This window comes from Gardnerella nova (genome assembly GCF_049244055.1).
Taxonomy (GTDB): Bacteria; Actinomycetota; Actinomycetes; order Actinomycetales; family Bifidobacteriaceae; genus Bifidobacterium; species Bifidobacterium vaginale_H.
The window spans coordinates 1,654,538-1,676,348 of record NZ_CP058369.1; the positions used below are offsets into that span (position 1 = coordinate 1,654,538).

Here is a 21,811-nt window from a genome sequence, read left to right on the forward strand (position 1 = left end):
AGAGCTGTTCGGTTGTTCAAGGGTTTCGCAATTTTCATGATTTTATGTGAGATTTTGTGGTGCCTTCGTTCTTCCGACGAGTCGCAGTAACCTCTGCGTGAATGCCCAAATGTAATTGCGTCCGCGATTGCTCAAGTGCTTTCGCTGCGCTTTTCTGGTCTTTTGCGCTGTAAAACCAAGGAACAGAGAGTATATGGAAAAGTTCTTCCATCTCAAAGAAAACGGCACGAATGTATCAACGGAGATCACTGCAGGTCTCACTACATTCTTCGCAATGTCGTACATTATCGTCGTAAATCCAATGATTTTAAGCCAAACTGGAATGCCTAAAGGTGGCGTTTTCCTCGCTACAATCATTGCAGCAATCATTGGTACCCTTGTTATGGGCTTGTTTGCTAACGTGCCTTACGCTCAGGCTGCCGGCATGGGTCTTAACGCATTCTTTACCTACACAGTTTGCTTCGGTCTGCATTTTACTTGGCAAGAGGCCATGTGCATGGTGTTCTTGTGCGGTTTAATTAACATTATTATTACCGTTACCAAGATTCGTAAAATGATTATTCGTGCCATCCCGACTTCGTTACAACACGCAATCGGCGGTGGCATTGGTTTATTTGTGGCTTATGTTGGCATGATGAGCGTCGGTCTGATTACTTTTACTTCCAAGGACCCTGCCGCCGCTGCAAAGAGTAAACCAACTGCTGCTATTCCAGGTCTTGCTGTTATGAATAACCCTGTGCTTTGGTTATTCCTTATTGGACTTCTTTTTGCTATTGTTCTTACCGTTCTTAAAGTTCGCGCAAGCTTGCTTATTACAATTATTGCAACCTCTTTAATTGGTATTCCTTTGGGCTTGACTTCTTTGAACAATGCAGTGTCTGTTACTGACGCTTTTGCTCAGCTTCCAACTACTTTCGGCGCTATTTTTAGCGATAAGGGTTTTGCATCTTTGTTTGCTGATCCTGCTCGTATCCCGCTTGTGTTGGTAACTATTTTCGCATTCTCCATGTCTGATACTTTCGACACTCTTGGCACCTTCATTGGTACCGGCCGTCGCACTGGTATTTTCTCCGAGGCTGATGAGAAGGCTTTGGAGAATGGTTCCGGTTTCAGTTCTAAGATGGATCGTGCTTTGTTTGCTGATTCTATTGCAACTTCCGTTGGTGCAATTTGCGGTACTTCTAACACCACTACTTATGTAGAGTCTGCTGCTGGTATTGGCGCTGGTGGTCGCACTGGTCTGACTTCTGTGGTTGTGTCCGTGTGCTTTGCGCTTTCTATTGTTCTTGCGCCTTTTGCTTCTGCAGTTCCTGCTGCAGCAACTGCTGGCGTGCTTGTGGTTGTTGGCTGCATGATGGCAAGCTCTTTGAAGGAGATTGCTTGGGACGATATTTCCGAAGCAATTCCAGCATTCTTTGCTGCTGTATTTATGGCGTTCTCTTACTCCATTTCTTACGGCATCGCTGCAGGCTTCATCATGTACTGCTTAGTTATGACTTGCAAGAATCGTGCTAAGGAAGTTCATCCAATGCTTTGGATTGTTTCCTTGCTGTTCTTGCTTGATTTCGTTGCTAACGCTGTGCTTTAATTTGTGCTTTAATTTGCGAACGCAAGTTTTGAGTTGATAAGCAAAATATAAAAGAATATGAAATTCGAGGGTATGCGATTTGCGTATCCTCGAATTTTTTCTTGACAATGTCGCAGCTGCGTACTAAACTTGCCCAACGTAAACCACAGACCGTTGGTGAGGTCGCAAGACTTCTGAAATTGATGTGTCAGGCCAGCACAGGTTGAGCGATGATTTGCAAGTATTTATTGTGAGTCGAAAAATTAAGCACTTTAGTGTGCTTCGAATGTTGCTCTGCCGGTGCGCAGAGCTTTTTTGTTATCTGCGCGTGTGTTGAGTTTGATGTGTTTCTTTCGTGCCGACGGCCAATTTAGGAAGGAACGCCATGAAGAGGCCCGAAAAGGAAGCGGTAGTCGCACAGCTTACGGAGTTGTTCCGTAATGCGGATGCTGTCTACCTGACCGAGTACCGCGGGCTTACCGTTCCGCAGATTTCTGCTCTGCGTGAAAAGCTAGGCCGCGATACTTCCTACTCTGTGGCTAAGAACACGCTTGCTCGTATTGCTGCTAAGGAAGCGGGCATTGAAGGTCTTGACGAGCTTCTCGCCGGCCCAACTGCAGTCACCTTTGTTAAGGGTGATTTCATTGAGGCTGCTAAGACTTTGCGTGATTTTGCCAAGGAGAATAAAGCCCTCGTTGTTAAGGGCGGTTTCGCTGATGGAACCGTTTACGATGCTGAGGGTGCAAAGCAGCTCGCCGATTTGAAGTCGCGTCCAGAGTTGCTTTCCGAAATGGCTGGCGCGCTCAAGGGCACTATGTCCAAGGCCGCTTACCTGTTCAACGCTCTGCCAACCAAGGCTGTGCGCACTATCGACGCTTTGCGCGAGAAGCAGGAAAAGGCCGCTTGATTCCCTTGCAGCTTGCTGCATGAGACCAATCAATAAGAAAAATGTTATGGTCGTATGGTGCAACGTGCGCCTGACCAAGTAAGAAAGGAAGCCAATTATGGCTAAGCTCACTAGCGAAGAGCTTCTTGAAGCTTTCGGTGAAATGACCCTCGTTGAGCTCTCTGAGTTCGTCAAGGCCTTTGAAGAGAAGTTCGACGTCGAGGCTGCTGCCCCTGTCGCCGCTGTTGCCGCTGCTCCAGCTGCTGCTGGCGCTGCTGAGGAAGAGAAGGACGAGTTTGACGTCGTTCTTACCGCTGCTGGCGACAAGAAGATTGCAGTCATCAAGGCTGTGCGTGCTTTGACCAGCCTCGGCTTGGCTGAAGCTAAGGCTCTCGTGGACGGCGCTCCAAAGGCTGTTCTCGAGAAGGCTAAGAAGGAAGACGCTGAGAAGGCTAAGGCTGCTCTCGAAGAGGCCGGCGCTTCTGTGGAACTTAAGTAGTTTTAAGTTTGTATTGCTCTTTTCGTAACGTGCTTGTTGTGTGTTGCGTTTAGGGCACAAATAGGCGGCGAGATTTTTCTTGCCGCCTATTTTTTATGTTTTATTTCGCCGACACGCCGATATATTCTTGTTCTTTTTGTTTGATGCGTGGTTTCGAGCGTTATATAAAGTATTATTGTGTGCTGAGCGTGTTAAGAAACGCTTTGCTGGTAACTTCCAGTATGCTTGTTGGAAAGGTCGGACTGTAAGGTGTGATTTTTCTAGCGTGGGGGCACGTTCCCCAAGGAGAAAGGAAAATAATATGTTAAATAAGAAAGCTATGGCGGCTTTTGCTGCTGGTGCTACATTGCTTTCGAGCTTTGCTTTTGCTGCTCCTGCAATGGCTGCTTTTAGTGTAGCTGATCTTGGGGCTGCTGATTTTAGGGCTCCATCTGAGTCGACGTTAAATGGTTTAGACAAGTATATTTCTATTAGACCTTCTTCGAACGGTGCTTTGCCTAAGATTCAGGCTTTTGAGGTAGATTCTGATGCCGCTGCTGAGACTGCTTCCGATTTGTTGGGCGAAGGTTCAGCTTCTGAGGGGGATGCTGACGTAAGTGTGGATCTTTCTGGCGCTGATGATTTTGGCTTCGATGACGTCGATTTTGATGGTTTGTTTGACGACATTGATTTTGATGATTTGGGCTTGGATGACGTCGATTTTGATTTGTCTGACGTTGAAGCTCCAGCTGCTGAGACTCCAGCTCCTGCTGCCAAGGCTGCTCCTACTGCCGAAGCTCCAGCTGCTGAGACTCCAGCTCCTGCTGCCAAGGCTGCTCTTAAAGCTGCACCTGCTGTAAAGAATGCAGAGAACGCAGATCTTGCTGATGCCGATTTATCCCTCTGAACTGGCGCGCTAGCTGAGAAGTTGATATCCTTTAGAGTTAATTGCTGCGGATTTCGTGGATGAGCTATTCCACTTCCGTAGCAATGGGGAAGGATGCTTCCCAAGGAGAAAGGAAATAATATGTTGAATAAGAAAGCTATGGCGGCTTTTGCTGCTGGCGCTACGTTGGTGTCTGGTTTGGCCATCGTAAGCCCTGCAATGGCTGACGAAGTTGCTGCTCCTGCTGCTGAGGCTCCTAAGGCTGTTACTGCAGCTAAGCCTGAGGCTGTTACCGCAGTCAAGACCACTGCCGTTACTGCAGCTAATCCGGCTCCTAAGGCCGTTATTGCAGCTAATCCAGCTCCTGCTGCTGAGACTCCTGATGTTGAAGTTCCTGATGATATTGAATTGCCTGACCTTGGCGATTTTGACTTCAGCACTTTGGATTTTGGTGATTTACTCGACGTTGATATGGATGATGTCGCCGTTCCTGAGGATGCAGATGTTGAGGCTCCTGCCGACGTTGAGGGCTTGGATGATCTTGACGGCTTAGATAATCTTGAAGATTTGGGCGATTTCGACGACTTAGACGTTGCAGATGTCGATGCAGATGCAGATTTGTCTGATTTGTTCGGTGACGATTTCAATATGGATGATTTTGCTTCTGATGATTTCGCTGATTTGCTCGATGCTGATGTTGAAGCTCCTGCTGAGAAGCCAGCTGAGGAGAAACCAGCCGAAGAAGATTCTGCTGAGAAGCCAGCTGCTGAGAAGCCAGCTGAAGAGAAGCCAGTTGAGCTTCCAAAGCCAGCTCCTATGGAAGTAAAAAAGGGTAATCCTGACATCTTCGCCGATGCAAAGCATGCTGTAGAAAGCTCCGAAAAGCTTAGCGGGTTTATCAATATGGGCAATCTGCTTAATGCTCTTAAGAATAGCTCAGCTCCAGCTGAGAAGCCTGCTGAAGAGAAGCCAGCTACCCCAACTGAAACTCCAAAGGATGGTAAGCAGGATAATAAGAATGGTGATGCCACTCCTGCTCCTGCCGATAAGAAGGACGATAAGCAGGCTGATACTAACACTCCTGCTCCTGCTCCTGCCACTCCTGCAACTTCCGACAAGAAGGAAGGCGCTGCTAATCCTGAAGCAGCTAAGCCAGCTACGCCAGCAACTCCTGCAGTTGCCGGTTCTAATGCAGTTACTTCCGACAAACTTAACAACAACCCAGTTGGCAATCTTGTAAATCCAGCTGCTCCTTCTACAGATGGTAAGAAGCCAGTTGAGAAGCCAGTTGCTCCTGCTCCTGCCCCAAAGAAAGATGAGAAGCCTGTAACTCCAAAAATTAATTTAGGTGGTCTTCTTGGTGGTAATGATGGCGTAAGCAGCAGCCTTTTTGACGGTGGTTTAACTCCTAAAAAGCCGTGAGCTCAAGAAGTAGGTTACTGACTTATCGCTGATTTACTGTTATCGGCTTTGTAAGGTTTGCGCGGCGCGCGTAGTAAGCGATTGCTGAAAGCGTGGTTGCGCGGCTTTGCAAAGCCGATTTTTTTTTATTTGCTTTAGCATGCTTTCGCGTGTATTCCTTACGGTTATTAGTAACCGTTTGGGTGATTTAACACGTGAAGCATGACGTGTTTTGACGCAAGCTCAATAGCAAGAGCATTATCTACGTAAGCGTGCTCTGTTCTTAGGTGTCCGTAATGAGGCGCTCGAGTTTTATTACGCTCGTTTGCGAAACTCGCATTGAGTGTCTACGTGCGTTACGTTTTAAGCGCTCCGGTAAGTTAATGCGCAGTCTACTATTGTGCGGTCGTCAAAACTGCAAGCAGGACACACAAGATGTTGGTGTAACACGCAAAAAAAGAGCTTGAAGTTGCCAAAAGCAACCTCAAGCTCTACTGTTGTAGTACATTCGCAACGTGCCATTTAACGCAACCTTGCCACGTGGAAGGTCACTTAGCTACGTGAGCGAAATCTCACATACCGAATCACAAGGAATCGTAGTATTTAGCATTGCTTTAATAATAATATGGGTTATACGAATAATCGTTGTCGTAATAATTCGTATCCTCGTAATCGTCGCTGCTCCAATCGAAATTATCAAAATCGATTTCGTCTAGCAAGTCATCCAAATCGTCCCAATCAAAGTCGTCGAAATCGGAGTAATCATCTGATTCATCGTCGGACTCACTCTCATTATCGGATTCAGATTCATTATCAGACTCGTTGTCAGATTCGTCGTTGGACTCGTCTTCGTCTTCGCCCAATTGATGACGCAAAACTGCGAGATCATTCTTATTCTTCACCAGTTTCCCTAAAGCATTTAAGTAGTTTCTATATGCTTCGGCCGGCTTCCATGAGCAGGTGTTAGAGTCGAATTCGCCGCGAGCGTTTGTGCACAAATCAGTGAGATTACCATTTTTGTCTATAACGCCAGCTGCTGCAGCAAGTTCACGATATTGAGTGACTTCTGCCCTATCTTTAGCAATTTCAGTTTCCAAATTTTGCACTTTTGTATTATCTGAAGTAGTGCTATGGCTTGTGGCAGAGTTATTCAATTCCTTGAGCTGTTGTAATGCACTGGCGAGAGCGTTTTCGTGATACTGAAGAGTATTTTCGGCCTTATCATAGTTTCTATATGCTTCGGCCGTATAATACTCGCAGGTGTTAGAGTCGAATTCGCCTCGAGTGTTCTTGCACACGTCGGTGAGATTACCATTTTTATCTATAGCGCCAAATTCTGCTGCAGCTATACGTTTATCTGCCAAATCTGATTTATCGGCAGCAATGTCATTTTTAAGATTATTTATTTCCTTAATAAGGAACTTTGCAGATAAACTATTTGCTGGATTATCACCAGAATAGTTAGCGAAAACTTCCGGAGTAAAATCAGCATTCAACTCGTTAAGCTGTTGCTGTGCACTAGCTAGAGCATTCTGATGTTTCCATAAAGTGTATCTGGCTTCATCGTAGTTTTTATATGATTCGCCCGTATAATACTCGCAGGTGTTAGAGTCGAATTCGCCTCGAGTGTTCTTGCACACGTCGGTGAGATTACCATTTCTATCTATGACGCCAGTTGCCGCTGCTCGCGATCTTTTTGCCGCAAGGTCTGATTTATCCCCAACTATTTTACGCTGATAAAACGTAATATTTCTCTTTACCAGCGTAATAGCGGCTTTATTAAGCGGATTAACCGTACTGCCACTCGCCATAGCAGGCGAGGTAAAGGCGAGAGCGGATAGCAAAGTTGCGCAAGCAGCCAATGCTCCCACAAACTTTTTATGTAACATACTATTCTCCTTTCTCTGCTGCGTTAATATAAGAAACTCTTATAATCAAACGCATCAAGAAAATTTATTGCAGCTTAGAAGCTGTTTACCGAATCAGCGGAATCAAGCTGACACATAAACAGCATAACTCTGTGTAAGCACATGTGAAAAGTTAGCAATACTGCATATTACAAGCGTATTACGTATTGCAAGCGGATTGCGTGCCAAAACTAGTGGTTTGCAAAAGGTCCCGCAATTCTTTGATGGTAAAAGATTGGGAGAAACGAACAGTTTACTAGATCTTATGCATTGATGTAACTTGGAGCGTATCTCCGTATATGGGCATGTCTCATGTGAAGTGAGCCATACTCTATGAATGTGTTGTGCGGTGATCTAAACGTTGAAGATCTTGGTTAAGCCAAGCCAATATTAATAGTGCATCCTCTGGCAGCGAATCTCAGCTGTCGGAGGATGTTTCTGTAGTGTCTGAGGAGTATCATAATACGCAATGTGCTTTTCGTCTTTGCAAAGATTTGGCATTGCTATACTTACTTTGCGAGGCTGGAGGTGCTGCGTTTCGTTTGGACTACAAACGTTTAGTTTTGAACCAAATGCATTGTGCTACGCTTCAACGCGTAACAATAAGAAAGGGAAACACATGTTAAATAAGAAGGCTATTGCAGCGTTTTCTTTCGGTGCTGCATTTGTTGCGGGGTTAGCGTTTGCAACTCCTGCAATGGCTGCGGATGCTGAGACTAAGGGAGTTCCGGCACCTACCGCTGCTGCTCCAGTGGCTCCAGCACCTACCGCTGCCGCTCCAGCGCCTACCGCTGCTCCGGTGGCTCCAGCACCTGCTACCGCAGAAAATGATGTCGCTCTTGATGATGAGGGTGTCTCTCTCGCTGATGACAATGTTGCTGAAACTGAGGGCGAAGGCGATACTACTGAAACCGCAGCCGAAGACGATGCGGCTGCTGCTGAAAGCGATGTCAACCTTAGCGATTCCGATGATGTTCTTGATGGATTTGATGATTTTGGAGATCTCAACCTTGATGATTTGTTCGGAGATTTGAATTTCGACGATCTCGGTGACTTCGGTGAAGCCGATTTTGGTGAAGGCGAATTAGGCGACGTCAGCGAAGTTGGAGATGAAGATTTAGGCGTTGACTTCGCAGATTTCGGTGATCTTGGCGATTTTGATTTCGGTGATTTTGCTGTCGATGATTTCGATACTGACGTTGAACCAGAGCAAGAAGCTCCTGTGAATCCAACTCCTGCTGAACCAAAGCAAGAAACTCCTGCCAAACCAAAGCAAGAAGCCCCTGCTGAGCCAGAAACTAAGCCAGCTGAAGATCAGCAGGCTGAAAACGACGGTTCCGATAACTACGAAGATGGCGTAGAACTTTCTGCAGCTGAAAAAGCTAAGAAGGCGCAAGAGCTTGAAACTCAGATTGCTGCAGCAAAAGCTAAGCTTAGCTCCAGTGCCTTGGCATTGTACGATGCGTATGATGCTGAAGCTCAAAAAGCAGCAAAGCAAAGTAACTTGGTTAAAGAAACTTTCACTGACTATCTGAAAGATTATATTGCAAACCACAAGCTGAGCGGTGATGATTTGCGAGATGCTCAGGATGCGTTGGCTATTATGCAAGGTAAAACCATCAAGGGTTACAAGATTGTGGTAGATAAACACTGTGATGACAATGGCTGCCATTGGTCGGAAGGTAATGTTCCAGCAGAGCCTTCCCCAGACTTCTACCATCAAGCAAGGAATGCCCGTCCGCTTTCTGCAGCTAGCCTTCTGGAAATTCATAATGTTGCCAATTATTACGATAGGTTAAATGATTTCCGCAAGCAGGAAGGTCTGCATCCGGTGAATGTGAGCCTTCGCAGCATCGCTGAGGCCATTACGCACAGCATGTTCTCAGATACTGTCAAAGCCCATGCTTTGTTGCAAGTTCCAGAGCAAAACCCGTATGGAAATAATATTGCCGAGAATCTTGCTTGGGGTAATTTCCGCGATTCTGAAAACAATAACAAAGAAAATGATTTAATTAATCCTATGTATGGCTGGTACAACGAAGAAAAGGAACTTTTCGATAACGTTGCCGCAGGTAAAGACAGCCACTTTGTGCTCAAGGCAGGAGCAGACCTCGAACAATATCGTCATTATTTTTCTACATTAAGGTCCCTTACAGAATCCTTGTTTGAGAATGATGCAGATGGTAGCAAGATGGCAGAGTTTGAAGGTAGAGTTGGCCACTATCTCAACTTTATGAATGTTGAGAGTACAGTTGGCGGTTTTGCTCAAACCAACGATGCCGCCATATATGGTACTACGACTGTATGGCATGCTGGCTTAAAGAAGCACACTTCGCTCACTCCAAGCGAATTCGTCAAGTCCTTCAACGAGTACGTGAATAAGGTTACTGCGGGCGGAAAGACTATTAAGCCAGACAATCTCGAAGCCTTGTACCAGACTTCGCTTGATTTGGGTCAAAAGATGTGCGTAGATTCGGCTCTAACTACCTATGTGCAGTTGCAGAAGCAGTTGCAAGATTTAGGTGTTAAGTAGTCAATCCGTTTCAACGCTGTTGACATAATGCGTGTTTGTGTATTGTGATGTGCAAACACGCGTAACATAACCGCAAGTTCTTTCGGGGACTTGCGGTTTTTTACAAAACGCGCTCGCAAGAAAGAGGAATTTTCTAAGATTTTGCGAAATTTTCTAAGATTTTGCGAGATTCTTACATAAAATTCGTAAAAGCTAGCGCAATATACACAAAGCATGACACAATAGTAAGTAGTGTGTTTTTTGAAGGGAGCAGATCGCGTGAGTGAGCGACAAACCGTGCAGCGCTGGATGATTACAGTTGGTGGTGTCGAGCAGGCACGTGTGGGTGCAGGACAGTCTGTAGAGATTGGTCGAAAGCCTATACGCCCGTTGCGTGAGGATGGTTTCACGCGCATCGACATAGTAGATAACAAGCGTTCTATGTCAAAACGCCATGCTTTGCTCATAGTTGATACGCGAGGAGTGGCCACCATTCGCGATCTGCACTCTACTAATGGTACGTATTTAGTGGGAGCCAACGGAGACTTGTTGCGTTTGGAACCAGACGTTGACTTCCAGCTTCCAGACAATCTGATGCGCATGCAATTTGGTGATGTTCCTATTGATTTTGTGCGCGTGGAAGACGAAGTTGCGGATGACGAGCACGAAGTGCGCAATCTGTTCTCCTACGCAACTGACGATACGCACGAAGAGCCGGCTGCTGGCGACTTGTCAGTGGATCAAATCCTTGATTTGCGTGCAGGCGAGCCAACCGGCATTTTCCAAGCACAATCCGTGTCTCATCCGGGACTTTCATGGCAGCAAGGTGCCGCATTGCAACCATTGTCTTCTGAAATTTCCCACAATAATCATAATGTTGCTCTGCCGGTGGTACGCGAACAGCAAGAAGAGCCTGTCGAACCACGCAATTTGTTTGCTGACGCACAAGCAATACATTCGCAAATCGCGCAAGAAAGCAGCTATCAAGAGGGCGGCATTCAAGACGGTTCTGTAAATAGTGACGAAAATAGTGACGAAAATAGTGCAGAAACCAACGTTGAAAACAATGCTGTTCAAACGGAAGCAGCGTGCGAAGCGCAAACTAATACTGAACAAGCGGCTAATCAGCTGGAACAGTCTGTAACGGAAACTGCACACGCTAAAACCAACCACACGCTGTTAAGCCAATTCGACACAGTAGACGAGGCAACAACCGGACCTTTCGCAACCGATGTTATCAAGTCTAGTATCGCAGCAATCAACAATGCTGAAACTAATACTGCTGCAAACGCTAACCATTACGAAAGTGCAGACTACTTAAACTCGACTTCCGCAACCGCAGATTCTAAAACCGCAGATTCCGCAACTTATATTGCAACCGATAGTGAAGATTCTTACACTCCAGCGTTTGAGCCAGGTTCAGTATTTGAAAAAGTATCAAAAGGCGAATTCGACGCTCAACAAAACATGGTAGAAGTTGGCGGTTTCACTTCCCAAGATGCTAGAGAAATCACCGATTTTTCGCGACAATTTGAAATGGCACAATACGCTGAGTTACTTCCATACTTAGCCGAAAATCCCGGATTATACGACGACTTATATGCTTGGCTCGCAGCGCAAGGAAATGCGCAAGTTGACGCCGCACTAGCATGCAACAGCGGCTACAGTGCATATCGTGAAGCTATTGAACAATAAGCGGGTAGGGGAAGAATATGAGCGACACACAAAGCATAAAATCAGCAAACGATTCCATTAGCGACGCGTCAACAGCGATGTCAACGGCATCGGTTGCGGAAACAATAACAAATGACGCGTCGAATACTACAGAAGCGACGCGTATTGGAAAGAGTACTGCTCAAGGAAATCGCGCGGAAGCATTGCAACAAATAGTAGCTTGGAAACAACAATATCAGTCCCAGCTTGCCCCTTCACCGTTGGAAGACATTACCAAACTTGCGGCTCAACTAGAACTCACGCACGCGCATCCCTCTGGTATAGCCCAGCTTTTTGCGAGCGGAAAAGTAACCTTAAAAGCATTATTCCGTGACGCTGGCATGCTCCGTGCGGCAGGACGTAGGCTTGACCGCGTTTTTGAAGACCGCGATATGAAAGCTCACGAAAGTGGCGTATCGGAATTGTCGCTCATTGTCGGCGTTGCCTTGTGGAATGGCAACCATATGCCAGTACTGACATACCCTGTGCACGTTGTCCGCGATGCTAATCAAGACGAAACCGCAGCAACCATGTATTTCTCGGGAAGCGTAGGGTTGAACCAGGCTTTGGTTGCGCGCTTGCGTGAGCGTGGCGTAGAACTTCGAGAAGATGTGCTATTTGACGGTTCTCACTACGAAAGTGGCACCCCGGAGACGTCCGTTGTGTTCGAGGCTATCTGTCAGCAAGCACGCCGTGCTTTCCCAGATTTCGACATTGAGCGCGATATTGTCCTCGGCTGCTTCACTGACGCAGGCTCACGTTTTGTAGCCGAAAGTGAGCAGATTATACAATCTTTGCGGTCGGGCAGTGCTTCACACACCATAATTGATGCTCTTGCGGGAGATGAGAACGCGGCACAAGCGCTGCAAACAGGAAGTAAACTCGAATATAGTCCTTTTGACGCCGACCCTCACGGTGAGTGTGAAGTGGGAGACGTTGACAACGCTGTACGTTACGCTGCTGACGTGGTTTCAGAAGGAAATTCGCTTTTTGTAAACATTGATGCAGGTTCTGATTCCACGGCAATCGCCGCAGCTATTGCTTCACGTTCGGTACTAGCGGGCCGTTCCGTGCTGTATGTTCCGCACGTGCTTGAGCAGCAGCGTCGCTTCCGTTATACGCTGAACACGCACGAAATTTCGTCGCTTTCACTTGACGTAGCTGACGGGCATATTGCTAAGCATGTCGATTCCCAGCTTATTGCAGCAGTTGGTGCTCGCCAAAGCGTGGCAACTTCGCGTTTTGAGCAGGTTGCGGATGAGCTTGTTGGCGTGCGATCGCGATTGACACGCTACTTAGGAGATCTTCACGGAATAAACAAAACGTGGGGAGTTTCGGCATATCAAACCATTCAAAATCTTGCTGCTATAGCAATGCTCCCTTCTCATCCTTCAACGCATGTGCGACTCGATGTTGCCGCAGCGCACGCTATGACTGGTCATATCGATGAGTGGGCGAAAAAGTTCCATCAGGCAGATGAACTTGGCGAGTTTAGTATTAATCCGGAAGACACGCCTTGGTTTGGTGCGTCAATATTTGACGAAAACGAAGCCGTCACCGTGTACCAACGTGTGGTGGACGTACTGCTTAAACTGTTGCCTGCCACGCGTGAACAAGTAAAAAGTACGGTACAAAGCTGCGGTTTCCCTGTACCAACTACTGCTCGCGAATGGAGCCGTCAAGTTACGGTACTTAAAAACTTGCGTCGCGTACTCGACGTATTCCAGCCTGAAATTTTTGAACGCGATCTTGATGCCATGATTGAGGCTAGTAAGCCGAAAGCCGTGCGCAAAGCAGAAGGCACTGTTATGGGCTTCTGGGAGCGTCGCCATCATGTAAAAGAAGCGCGTAGTTTGCTGCGCGTAGGTGCCAAAGTTGAAGATTTGCACGAAGCGTTGAAAGTCGTGGCTCAGCAGGCTGCGCAATGGCGCACTTTTGTGCCTCACGGCGGTTGGCCAGTGTTGCCTCCAAAGTTGGACGAACTGGTAAGTACGCAGGAGGTGCTTTCGAGGAATTTGATTGCCCTTGATGCGGTGCTTGCAACAACTCGTCTTGGTGCGGACCTTGAAAACATTGAGTTTACACAACTTGAGGCGCGTTTGAAGGCCTTGCACGACGATCGCGCTTCCTTGGATACGCTTCCTGGGCGTTGCAAGCTGGAACGAGAATTTAGTAAAGCTGGTTTAACTGATTTAGTTACCGATTTGCGTCATCGTCACATCACTGGAAGTAAAATCGACGGCGAGTTGCATTTAGCATGGTGGACTACTGTTTTTGAAGATATTGTAAATGCTTCCGCCATTATCTCGCACCAAGACGGTTCTGCAATGCAGGATGCTTCTGATCGTTTTGTGCAGGTAGACACTGAACACGTGCGTTCTATCGGTCCGATGGTTGCTCAGGAAGCTATGAAGCACTTGTGTGATTTGCTGTTCTCAAGAACTCAGGAAGCAAACCAATTGCACACAATGCTTGCCAGCAACCGTTCTGGCATTACCTTTACGAAATTGTTGCGCAATTACGCGGATTTGCTGCTGGCTGCGAAACCAATTCTGGTGGCAATGCCTTCTACGCTTACTATGATGACTCCGATGAAGCCTATTGCGGACACTGTTATCATTGATTCCGCAGAGCATATTTCGAATATTGAGTTGTTCTCTATTGTGGCGCGTGCTCGACAAGTAGTAGTGTTGGCTCACAGGGAGACGGTAAGTTCTGAAAGCTTGCGTGCGCTGATTTCCATGCTTCCTTCGGTAACTGTTGTTTCGCGCGCTACTAGGCGTTCGTTGCGTTTGGCTCAATTCTTGGAAGAGCACGGTTACGGAAAGTTGCGTCACGATATTCCTGTTGAGCGTTTGCAAGGCAAAGTTAGGTTGCATCAGATTGAGGCAACTGGTGTGCCGGTGTTGTCTTCTGGTTTAATCGAAAGTAGCCAGCGTGAAATAGACGAAGTAGTCGATCTGATTCGCCAACGTGCAAAAACATTTACTGTAGTGCCTTCGAGCTATGTGCTGGTAGTGGTGACGTTAACAAGCGTGTTCCGTAGTCGTTTGGGTGCAGAACTCAAATCGCTTGCGGTTAAAGACGAAAATATGGCTCGTTTCTTGCGTCATGTGCGACTACTAAGTGTGCATGAAGCCTCTGGAGCCGTAGCAACAGATGTGATTATGTCGTTGTGCTACGCCAAAACTTCTCACGGACGACTTCTTCAGCAGTTTGGTGTGCTTGAGGAAGAAGGCGGCAGTGCGATGCTGCTTGACGCGCTTGCGTTGGCACGACGTCACCTTGACATTGTGAGTGCTTTTACGTCCAAAGATATGGACGATGAGCGGTTGCATCAGGACGGTCCAAAGCTGTTGAAAATGTTGCTTCAATGGGCGGAAGGACTTACCGACAAGCCTTTGCGTCCAGAAGATGTCCACGATGTTAATGCTAAGATTGCCGCATCTGCTGTGCGAGATAATGTGCTTTTTGCTGACTTGGCTGAACGTATTCGTGCGCGCGGTTTGCGCGTGGCCGTTAACTACGGTTTCGACAGCGATTCGCGTATTCCGCTAGTGGTTGGTCTTGCAGATAAGCCGTTTGCGCTTGCTGTGCTTACCGATGATGCGCAGTTTATGGGTATTCAGTCCACACGCGAACGCCACCGCATGATGGTTCAGGATTTGGAATCGCTTGGATGGTCGGTTATGACTGTGTGGAGTGTTGGCGCATTCGTTAATCCTGAAAAAGAGGTTGATCGTGTCGTTTCACGCCTCGGTGAGCTGTATGGTGACAACGAATGAGTCAGTATGATCCGTCTCGTCGTTCTCCGCGCATACACGTGCGCGTAGTGCGTGAAGGTTCTGAGCTTTTTGACGCTGATGGCGTTAAGTCGGAACCTTCAGACGCGCTTACGTTACAGCAGCGCGATGTGGACGACGACAATCGTATACTTGGCGAGCTTCCACCGCATTGGGCGATATTTTCGGAGCGTGGACACTGAGATTTGTTTGCTTACCATAGGCTTGGCTAACTAATCCGTTCCTTTCATAGCAACAATAGCCAGAGTTGGGTTCGCCGCCTGCGCTTGTAACATTCGCAGAGCATCTCCCGCAGGCAATGCAATAGTTGTGCTGTTCTGTTGATTTTGCTGCGATTGCTGGTTTTGTGTGATTCGCATTACTATAACGTGACGCACTATTGCTACGTATCGTTCGTCAATAGCAGATGGATTATCTTCGTAGTTTTCTTGAGCATTTTTGTTGTCTTTAGCACCGTTACGTCCTGGTTCATTATCGCGTGCTTCGCTGTCTTGAGTTGGCTTACTAAACGCCAAATCAATATATTTACCAGGAATAATAGTGTGGTCAGCGCTTGCTAAATGAACAGTGATGGTAGTAAATCCTTCTGGAATACTGGGAATATGACTCACCGAATTGCGTAAAATAGGCATTCCGGGCTGTATTTCGCACGTAGTAACGAGAGGATTTTTTGCGCTTATGTGTTCAGTAAGCGTGTGTTGAAAAACTGTATGTTGTGGAACGCTAACGTAACGTACGTCTCGAGCTGTTACGTGCGCACCTTGCGCAATATAGCGTGCAGCTACCGGAATAACTTGCGTAGCTTGCGCTGCAATAATTGAAGACACGACTAAAAACATCATCAATCCAGCGCATAAGACGACAACAATTTTTTGCACAAAAGCGCGCTGACGGCGACGTAATAACCCAACCGGTTGTAAGTTTGAGGAAACGCCGAAGCTTACGCCTGATTGCGTATAAGCTGGTGCGTTGTAACCTTGGTTCTTACGCTGACGCAACGTTTGTAGTAAAGAAAAATGTATACTCATACGTTGCATTGTGCTACGTATGTTGCACTGATATCAAGAAAATATGAGCCTTGTGGATAAAAGCTATTAACGTTGCAATATAGCCATTTGTTGGCATATCTTACTTATCGGTGCGGTAAAAACCTTTACCTTTGAAGTTAATTGGGGGAGCAGAATACACTTTGTGAACGGTATTCTTGCCGCATTGAGGACAAATGGTAACAGGATCATCTGAGAACGACTGGTGTTCTGAAAAATCGTATCCGCACTGCTTGCAACGATAATGATAAGTAGGCAAAAGTCCCTCCGAAGTTACATGAGCACGCAAGCAAAGGCCTTGTGTGTGCTTGCTGTTCCTTCACATATCCTAGTACATACCCAGACAGTATTCGTCATAATTACTCATATCGCTTAACGCAGTCAGCGGTCAGCTTAAGTAGATTCAATAAACTTGCTGAACTTTAGTCCTTTGTACCCTCAGCGACACGCCGGAACGTATATATTGCTACACATCCCGCGACTTCCTTATATTAATAGGTATGGGTTATGAATCGGTGAGTGCGCTGCTTGTGTTAATCATCCTCGTAGCCTTATGGTTCGGGTGGTTACCTAAGCGCACGGTTAATGGCATGAAAACCATGCTTGAACATCGTGAGGATAGGTTTTCGCCTTCACTGCATTTGGTGGGTGAGTGGAGTACCGTGCGTATTTGTGACGGCACTGGCATGGTGACAAAAGGGGTTCGTATGCAGCCAACTCAACAAAAACGAGCATTAACGCCTGAACATATAGCGCGTATTCGAGCTGCGCGCCGTGCTGCTGTTCGTCGTCGTCGCGTATTAGTGCTTTCTCTTGCAGTATTGACCATATTAGTGCTGTTATCCGGCTGTTCAGGGCTGTTCTCGCCGCTTTTTGCAATTATTCCGTTGGCAATGTTAGCTGCGGTATTGTTCTTCGGCGCTCGCGCATCTCAGCACGCACGCCAGTGGGAAGCGCGCGTGGCAAGTATGCGTGTTGCAGCCAAACGTCAATCGGAAGATGCTAGGTATGATCGGCATAACGGTGCTGTTATGCATCAATTGAGCGAGCTAAATCCGCAATATGCGGCTGAAATTATGGCAGCTGAAACTTCTTCAGCACCGGTGGAGCGTGTTGCGTTTGACGAAGCGAATATTCATAATCCTGAGGAAACTCAAAACAACGTTTCGTTACCGCACCAGGGTTCTCGTGACGATACTGAAACTTCTATTATGGAACAGCGCGAAATTCGTGTAGCTGTGCGCAAGGCTGTGGAGGAGCGCGATGCTGTGTTGCGCAAACGCATGCTGGCACAAAAAGCTGCCGTAGCGGATGTGGATGATTCTGCAGTCGAAGTAGTTGATACTTCTTCATCTGCGCATGAAGATAAGGATTTGATTTCCTTTACTTTGGACGCAAAATCAAAAGGTGACTCAGATAATGTTGCAGATAATGTTGCAAATAATATTGCGGCAACTTCTGTCCCGGAAAGTTTGGAAATTAAGTCAACTAAGCAGGTTACTAAGGCTGTGCCTGTAAAGAATATAGCCCAGTCGTCGTCTGCTAAGCCTGCTCATTTCCATGCAGAGGAGCAAAACTGTGAAGTTGAAGCTCCAGAAAGCTCCGCGGATTCGCTTGGCGTTGCTGATTTGCGCGATGTTCTAGCTCGCCGCAATGCGTGAGTTTTAGACGTAGACGGTAATTAAAATTTAAGTAATTAAAATTTAAATATGCGCGGTTTTACTACTAAAATCGCGCTTTTTTAATACTTGCAATGTTATTTTTTTAAGAAACGCAGGTAAAATATTTCTAAAAATTTAGCACTCGAGTTGGCAGAGTGCTAAATTCGCGGTACCATGAGACACAGAACGTAAGTGTGGTTCGCACGTGATCGTCAGCCTCGTCGGATTGCAACTTGCGTACAAAGTTAGTATCTCTCTTAAGAAAGAGGTGGCGACAGTGTCGATTAAGCTCACACCGTTGGAAGATAAGATTATTGTAAAGCAGGCTCAGGCGGAAACTCAGACTGCTTCTGGTTTGTATATTCCAGACAACGCCAAGGAAAAGCCTCAGCAGGGCGAAGTTCTTGCTGTTGGTCCTGGCCGTCGTGACGACAAGGGCGAGCGTATCCCTATGGACGTTAAAGTTGGCGACAAGGTACTCTACTCCAAGTACGGCGGCACCGAAGTTCATTACGAAGGTGAGGATTACTTAATCGTATCCTCTCGCGACGTGCTTGCTATTCTTGGCTAGTTTTTAGCCGGTCGCAACAATAAAACTTACGCTGGAAATGACGCTAAGGTTGTTTCCGGCGTTTTTTATTGCTGCGTGTGAAGAAAAAATTTGCGCATTTTCTGTGAGATTGCGGGTTAGCTATTTTCGCTATTGTGCAGTTAAGGCGCGTGTGGAGTATGATAGTTAGGTATGACATACAAACATCGCAGCATCGTTGATACGATTCCTAGCTACAAGCAAGGTAAGCCGGCTCCTGTATTAAATGGCGTCCGCGCTTACAAAATTTCTAGTAACGAAAATCCTTACGAACCTTTGGAAAGCGTGAAGGAAGCTATTGCAACTCGCGCGTTAAACGTAATCAACCGTTATCCTAATATGCGTGGTAATGAAGTTGTAGAGGAGCTTGCCAAGCGTTTTGAAGTCACCCCAGATGAGGTTGTACTTGGTTGCGGTTCTACAGAAGTGATTACGCAGCTTGTTGATTTAGTTGCAGGCCCTGGTGACGAAGTAGTGTACCCGTGGAGAAGTTTTGAAGCGTATCCGATTATTGTTACCGCTGCCGGCGCCACAAGCGTGCAAATCCCTAATCGTGCTGACGGGTCTCACGATGTTGATGGCATTATTAACGCTGTTAACGAGCATACGCGTCTGGTTATTTTGAACAATCCAAACAACCCGACTTCCGCGTCTCTTAGCGAAGCTGACGCGCGTAAAGTGTTGGATGCTGTACCAAATGACGTGCTTGTGCTTATTGATGAAGCGTACGTGCAATTTAACACCGCAGAAGGCACTGCTGACGGCATGAAATTGTATCGCGAATATCCGAACGTGGTTGTGGCTCAAACCTTCTCCAAGGCTTACGGATTAGCTGGATTGCGTATTGGCTACGCTGTTGCTCCTGCTGAAGTCGTAGAGGGCATGCGCAAGGTTGCAGTTCCGTTTGGCGTGTCGCAAGTTGCGCAAGTTGCAGCTTTGGCTTCGTTGGAGGATGCTGCTAGTGAAGAGATGAAGATTCGCGTTGCGGCTCTTATTGCTGAGCGCGAGCGTGTTTTGGGTGCTTTGCGCGAGCAAGGTTGGAATATTACCGATGCATACGCTAACTTCTTCTGGATGCCTTTTGGTGCGGAAACTGAGCGAGCAACAGAACGTTTTGTGGCAGCAGGTTTATCTGTGCGCGCTTTTGCTGGTGATGGAATTCGTATTACCATTGGCGAAACTGAAGCTAACAACCGCGTGTTGAATATTTGCGAAGAATTAAAAAAAGACGGTTTTTCGCTGAATAATTGACTTTTGCGGATGTTTTTTCGTAAAATATCTCATAAATTTCTGCTATCGGCGTGTCTAAGACTTGCATTCGTCTCGCTTTCGTGGCAGAATAACAAAGTTGCCGTTTGAAGTTTACTTCTCACGGAGACTGCTGGCGGGTTTCCCAAGTGGTCAAAGGGAGCTGACTGTAAATCAGCCGCTTCGTGCTTCAGTGGTTCGAATCCACTACCCGCCACGCCTCGATAGCTCAGTGGTAGAGCACTTCCTTGGTAAGGAAGAGGTCGTGAGTCCGATTCTCACTCGAGGCTCTCTGGCGGGGTAGCTCAGCTGGCTAGAGCGTACGACTCATAATCGTAAGGTCAAGAGTTCGAGTCTCTTCCTCGCTACAACGGCCAGTAGGAGACTGGCTGGCCAATAACGAATTGTAGAGGTGAACGAAATGGCAAGCAAAAGCGCCGACATCCGTCCAGGCATTACGCTGGCATGCACTGAGTGCAAGGAGCGTAATTACATTACGACGAAGAATCGTCGTAATACGCCGGATCGTCTTGAGCTGAATAAGTTCTGCTCTCGCTGCGGTAAGCATACACTCCACCGCGAGACTCGCTGAATTTCAGCCTACTGCGCTGAGCTGGAGCTTTATAAAAGGCTCGCGATAGTTGCGCAGTTTTAATACTTATTACCCCGCTTTTTGCGGGGTTTTTTGTTATTGCGCGCAGAACTTTGTCTTGCTTCGTATGTTATTTCGTACTGTTACTATTAGGGGCATGACTACGGAAGTATTTGCTACTAAAAATGCTACTAAAAACCCAACTTTTGCTGCTCTCACCACTGTTGGCGTGGGTGGTGTTATTGACCGCTTTGTGGAACCAACAAGTCGCGTCGCTGTTATTGAAGCGGTAGAAGATGCAGACGAAGCTCATCTTCCGTTATGTGTTATTGGCGGCGGCTCCAATATGCTGGTAAGCGACGCTCCTTTCCATGGGGTAGTAGTGCGTGACGCTCGACGCACTATTAGCGTGCTCGACGAAGCAAGTCCTGCAGAAGATGGTGTAGATGAGCAAACGGGAGCGCATGTGGTGCATGTGAATGCTGAAGCCGGTTGCAACTGGGATGATTTTGTAGCTCACGTTATTGAACTTGGTCTTGAAGGGGTGGAAGGACTTTCTGGCATACCTGGCACGGTTGGCGCTTCTGTAGTGCAGAATATTGGAGCTTACGGCCAGGAAGTATCTCAAAGCGTTACGTCGGTAGAAGTATGGGATCGCGAAAATAAGGTAACGCTTGAATTACAAAAAGATCAGTTGCACTTTGGCTACCGTACTTCTTTGCTAAAACAAAGCATGTACACTGCTGTAGGGGTTCCTTCAAGTTCGTATTTTCCTACCCCGCGTTATGTGGTGCTTTCTGTTAATTTCTGCTTACGCCACCATCGAACCGGCGTTGTATCCCATGCACAGTTGGCAAAAGCGTTGCATGTGGCGCTTGGTGAGCGTATGGAAACCGTTGCAATTCGTCGTGAAGTGTTGCGTGTGCGTGCGTCTAAGGGCATGCTTGAGGATGCCTCTCGTTATGACTCTGACTGGATGCGGAGTGCGAAAAGTGCTGAGGGCGTTGCGTATGCATTGCGGTTGCAGCAGGAGGATTACGTTGCAGGTGCTTGGCATGATGGTGACGATATGTATAGTGACCGCCACAGTTGTGGAAGTTTCTTTATGAATCCAATTATGGAGCCTGGTAAAGCGGCGTTGTTGCCTGAGGATGCCCCACGTTTTGAGGCGTTACTTCCGGACGGTTCGCAAGGTGTGAAGACTTCTGCTGCATGGTTGATTGATCACGCTGGTTTTCATAAAGGATTTAGGATTGTTCAGCAGGGTGTTGCATCTGCTGCTGGGCTTTCTTCTTTGCATACGTTAGCTCTTACGAATCGTAATCATGCTTCTGCTGACGATATTCTTAATTTGGCGAAGACAATTATTGACGGTGTATATTCGCGTTTTGGAGTGCGTTTGGTGCCGGAACCTGTGCTTATAGGACTTTCTGTGGCTTAAAATTTACGGAAATAGTGTAATTTATACTGAAAGATGAGAGTGCATTTGCTAAATTTTCGTAAAAGTTATAGGAACACACTG

General features: G+C 46.9%; 17 protein-coding genes and 3 tRNA genes. 17 read left to right on the plus strand and 3 right to left on the minus strand.

Annotated elements, in window-relative coordinates:
• Positions 1 to 193 precede the first annotated feature (193 nt).
• The 5 genes from HXT56_RS06555 (at position 194) to HXT56_RS06575 (ending at position 5,239) form a co-directional block, all read left to right on the plus strand.
• Positions 194 to 1,588 carry an NCS2 family permease gene (locus HXT56_RS06555; protein ID WP_250309818.1) on the plus strand — a complete coding sequence of 465 codons (1,395 nt, stop codon included), beginning with the start codon at positions 194 to 196 and terminating at the stop codon, positions 1,586 to 1,588.
• 364 nt (positions 1,589 to 1,952) lie between these two features.
• Positions 1,953 to 2,474, plus strand: coding sequence for a 50S ribosomal protein L10 (gene rplJ, locus HXT56_RS06560; RefSeq protein ID WP_116712227.1), 522 nt, complete (start codon positions 1,953 to 1,955; stop codon positions 2,472 to 2,474).
• 97 nt (positions 2,475 to 2,571) lie between these two features.
• Positions 2,572 to 2,952 (plus strand): 50S ribosomal protein L7/L12, encoded by a 381-nt coding sequence (gene rplL / locus HXT56_RS06565; protein ID WP_032814643.1) that lies wholly within the window; start codon positions 2,572 to 2,574, stop codon positions 2,950 to 2,952.
• Between the two features lie 301 nt (positions 2,953 to 3,253).
• Entirely contained in the window at positions 3,254 to 3,838 is a 585-nt protein-coding gene (locus tag HXT56_RS06570; RefSeq protein ID WP_421778085.1) for a hypothetical protein, read from the plus strand.
• A 120-nt stretch (positions 3,839 to 3,958) separates the two neighbouring features.
• A complete protein-coding gene (locus HXT56_RS06575; protein ID WP_421778086.1) occupies positions 3,959 to 5,239 on the plus strand; it encodes a hypothetical protein in 1,281 nt (426 codons plus the stop codon).
• Positions 5,240 to 5,832: 593 nt separating this feature from the next.
• Here the strand turns inward: HXT56_RS06575 and HXT56_RS06580 are convergent.
• The gene (locus HXT56_RS06580) at positions 5,833 to 7,107 is read right to left on the minus strand and encodes a hypothetical protein (RefSeq protein WP_116712229.1); all 1,275 of its coding nucleotides are present in this window, start codon (positions 7,105 to 7,107) and stop codon (positions 5,833 to 5,835) included.
• Between the two features lie 637 nt (positions 7,108 to 7,744).
• Here HXT56_RS06580 and HXT56_RS06585 point away from each other — a divergent pair.
• From HXT56_RS06585 to HXT56_RS06600, 4 genes are all read left to right on the plus strand, one after another.
• Positions 7,745 to 9,658 carry a cell envelope integrity protein TolA gene (locus HXT56_RS06585; RefSeq protein ID WP_421778087.1) on the plus strand — a complete coding sequence of 638 codons (1,914 nt, stop codon included), beginning with the start codon at positions 7,745 to 7,747 and terminating at the stop codon, positions 9,656 to 9,658.
• 258 nt (positions 9,659 to 9,916) lie between these two features.
• Positions 9,917 to 11,332: an FHA domain-containing protein gene (locus HXT56_RS06590; RefSeq protein WP_421778088.1), complete on the plus strand. Its 1,416-nt coding sequence runs from the start codon at positions 9,917 to 9,919 to the stop codon at positions 11,330 to 11,332.
• A gap of 17 nt (positions 11,333 to 11,349) precedes the next feature.
• Positions 11,350 to 15,135 (plus strand): helicase, encoded by a 3,786-nt coding sequence (locus HXT56_RS06595; RefSeq protein ID WP_421778089.1) that lies wholly within the window; start codon positions 11,350 to 11,352, stop codon positions 15,133 to 15,135.
• Positions 15,132 to 15,335, plus strand: a complete 204-nt coding sequence (locus tag HXT56_RS06600) for a hypothetical protein (protein WP_421778090.1) — start codon at positions 15,132 to 15,134, stop codon at positions 15,333 to 15,335. The genes HXT56_RS06595 and HXT56_RS06600 overlap by 4 nt, the downstream gene beginning before the upstream one ends.
• Before the next feature lie 30 nt (positions 15,336 to 15,365).
• On the opposite strand, the gene HXT56_RS06605 is transcribed toward HXT56_RS06600, so the two are convergent.
• Together HXT56_RS06605 and HXT56_RS06610 are read right to left on the minus strand one after the other, a co-directional pair.
• Positions 15,366 to 16,181 (minus strand): hypothetical protein, encoded by an 816-nt coding sequence (locus HXT56_RS06605; protein ID WP_421778091.1) that lies wholly within the window; start codon positions 16,179 to 16,181, stop codon positions 15,366 to 15,368.
• 100 nt (positions 16,182 to 16,281) lie between these two features.
• A complete protein-coding gene (locus tag HXT56_RS06610) occupies positions 16,282 to 16,458 on the minus strand; it encodes an FmdB family zinc ribbon protein (protein ID WP_116712297.1) in 177 nt (58 codons plus the stop codon).
• Between the two features lie 241 nt (positions 16,459 to 16,699).
• Between HXT56_RS06610 and HXT56_RS06615 the strand changes: the two genes are divergently transcribed.
• The 8 genes from HXT56_RS06615 (at position 16,700) to HXT56_RS06650 (ending at position 21,730) form a co-directional block, all read left to right on the plus strand.
• Entirely contained in the window at positions 16,700 to 17,860 is a 1,161-nt protein-coding gene (locus tag HXT56_RS06615) for a hypothetical protein (protein WP_421778092.1), read from the plus strand.
• Between the two features lie 277 nt (positions 17,861 to 18,137).
• Positions 18,138 to 18,431: a co-chaperone GroES gene (gene groES / locus HXT56_RS06620; protein WP_004114319.1), complete on the plus strand. Its 294-nt coding sequence runs from the start codon at positions 18,138 to 18,140 to the stop codon at positions 18,429 to 18,431.
• A gap of 171 nt (positions 18,432 to 18,602) precedes the next feature.
• Entirely contained in the window at positions 18,603 to 19,700 is a 1,098-nt protein-coding gene (gene hisC, locus HXT56_RS06625) for a histidinol-phosphate transaminase (RefSeq protein ID WP_421778093.1), read from the plus strand.
• Positions 19,701 to 19,832: 132 nt separating this feature from the next.
• Positions 19,833 to 19,914: transfer RNA gene (locus HXT56_RS06630), tRNA-Tyr, on the plus strand.
• Between the two features lies 1 nt (position 19,915).
• Positions 19,916 to 19,987: transfer RNA gene (locus HXT56_RS06635), tRNA-Thr, on the plus strand.
• A 4-nt stretch (positions 19,988 to 19,991) separates the two neighbouring features.
• Positions 19,992 to 20,065 (plus strand) — tRNA-Met (locus tag HXT56_RS06640).
• 53 nt (positions 20,066 to 20,118) lie between these two features.
• Positions 20,119 to 20,289, plus strand: a complete 171-nt coding sequence (gene rpmG / locus HXT56_RS06645) for a 50S ribosomal protein L33 (RefSeq protein WP_116712234.1) — start codon at positions 20,119 to 20,121, stop codon at positions 20,287 to 20,289.
• 157 nt (positions 20,290 to 20,446) lie between these two features.
• Complete coding sequence (locus tag HXT56_RS06650) at positions 20,447 to 21,730, plus strand: FAD-binding protein (protein ID WP_421778094.1); 1,284 nt, start codon at positions 20,447 to 20,449, stop codon at positions 21,728 to 21,730.
• Positions 21,731 to 21,811: the final 81 nt, after the last annotated feature.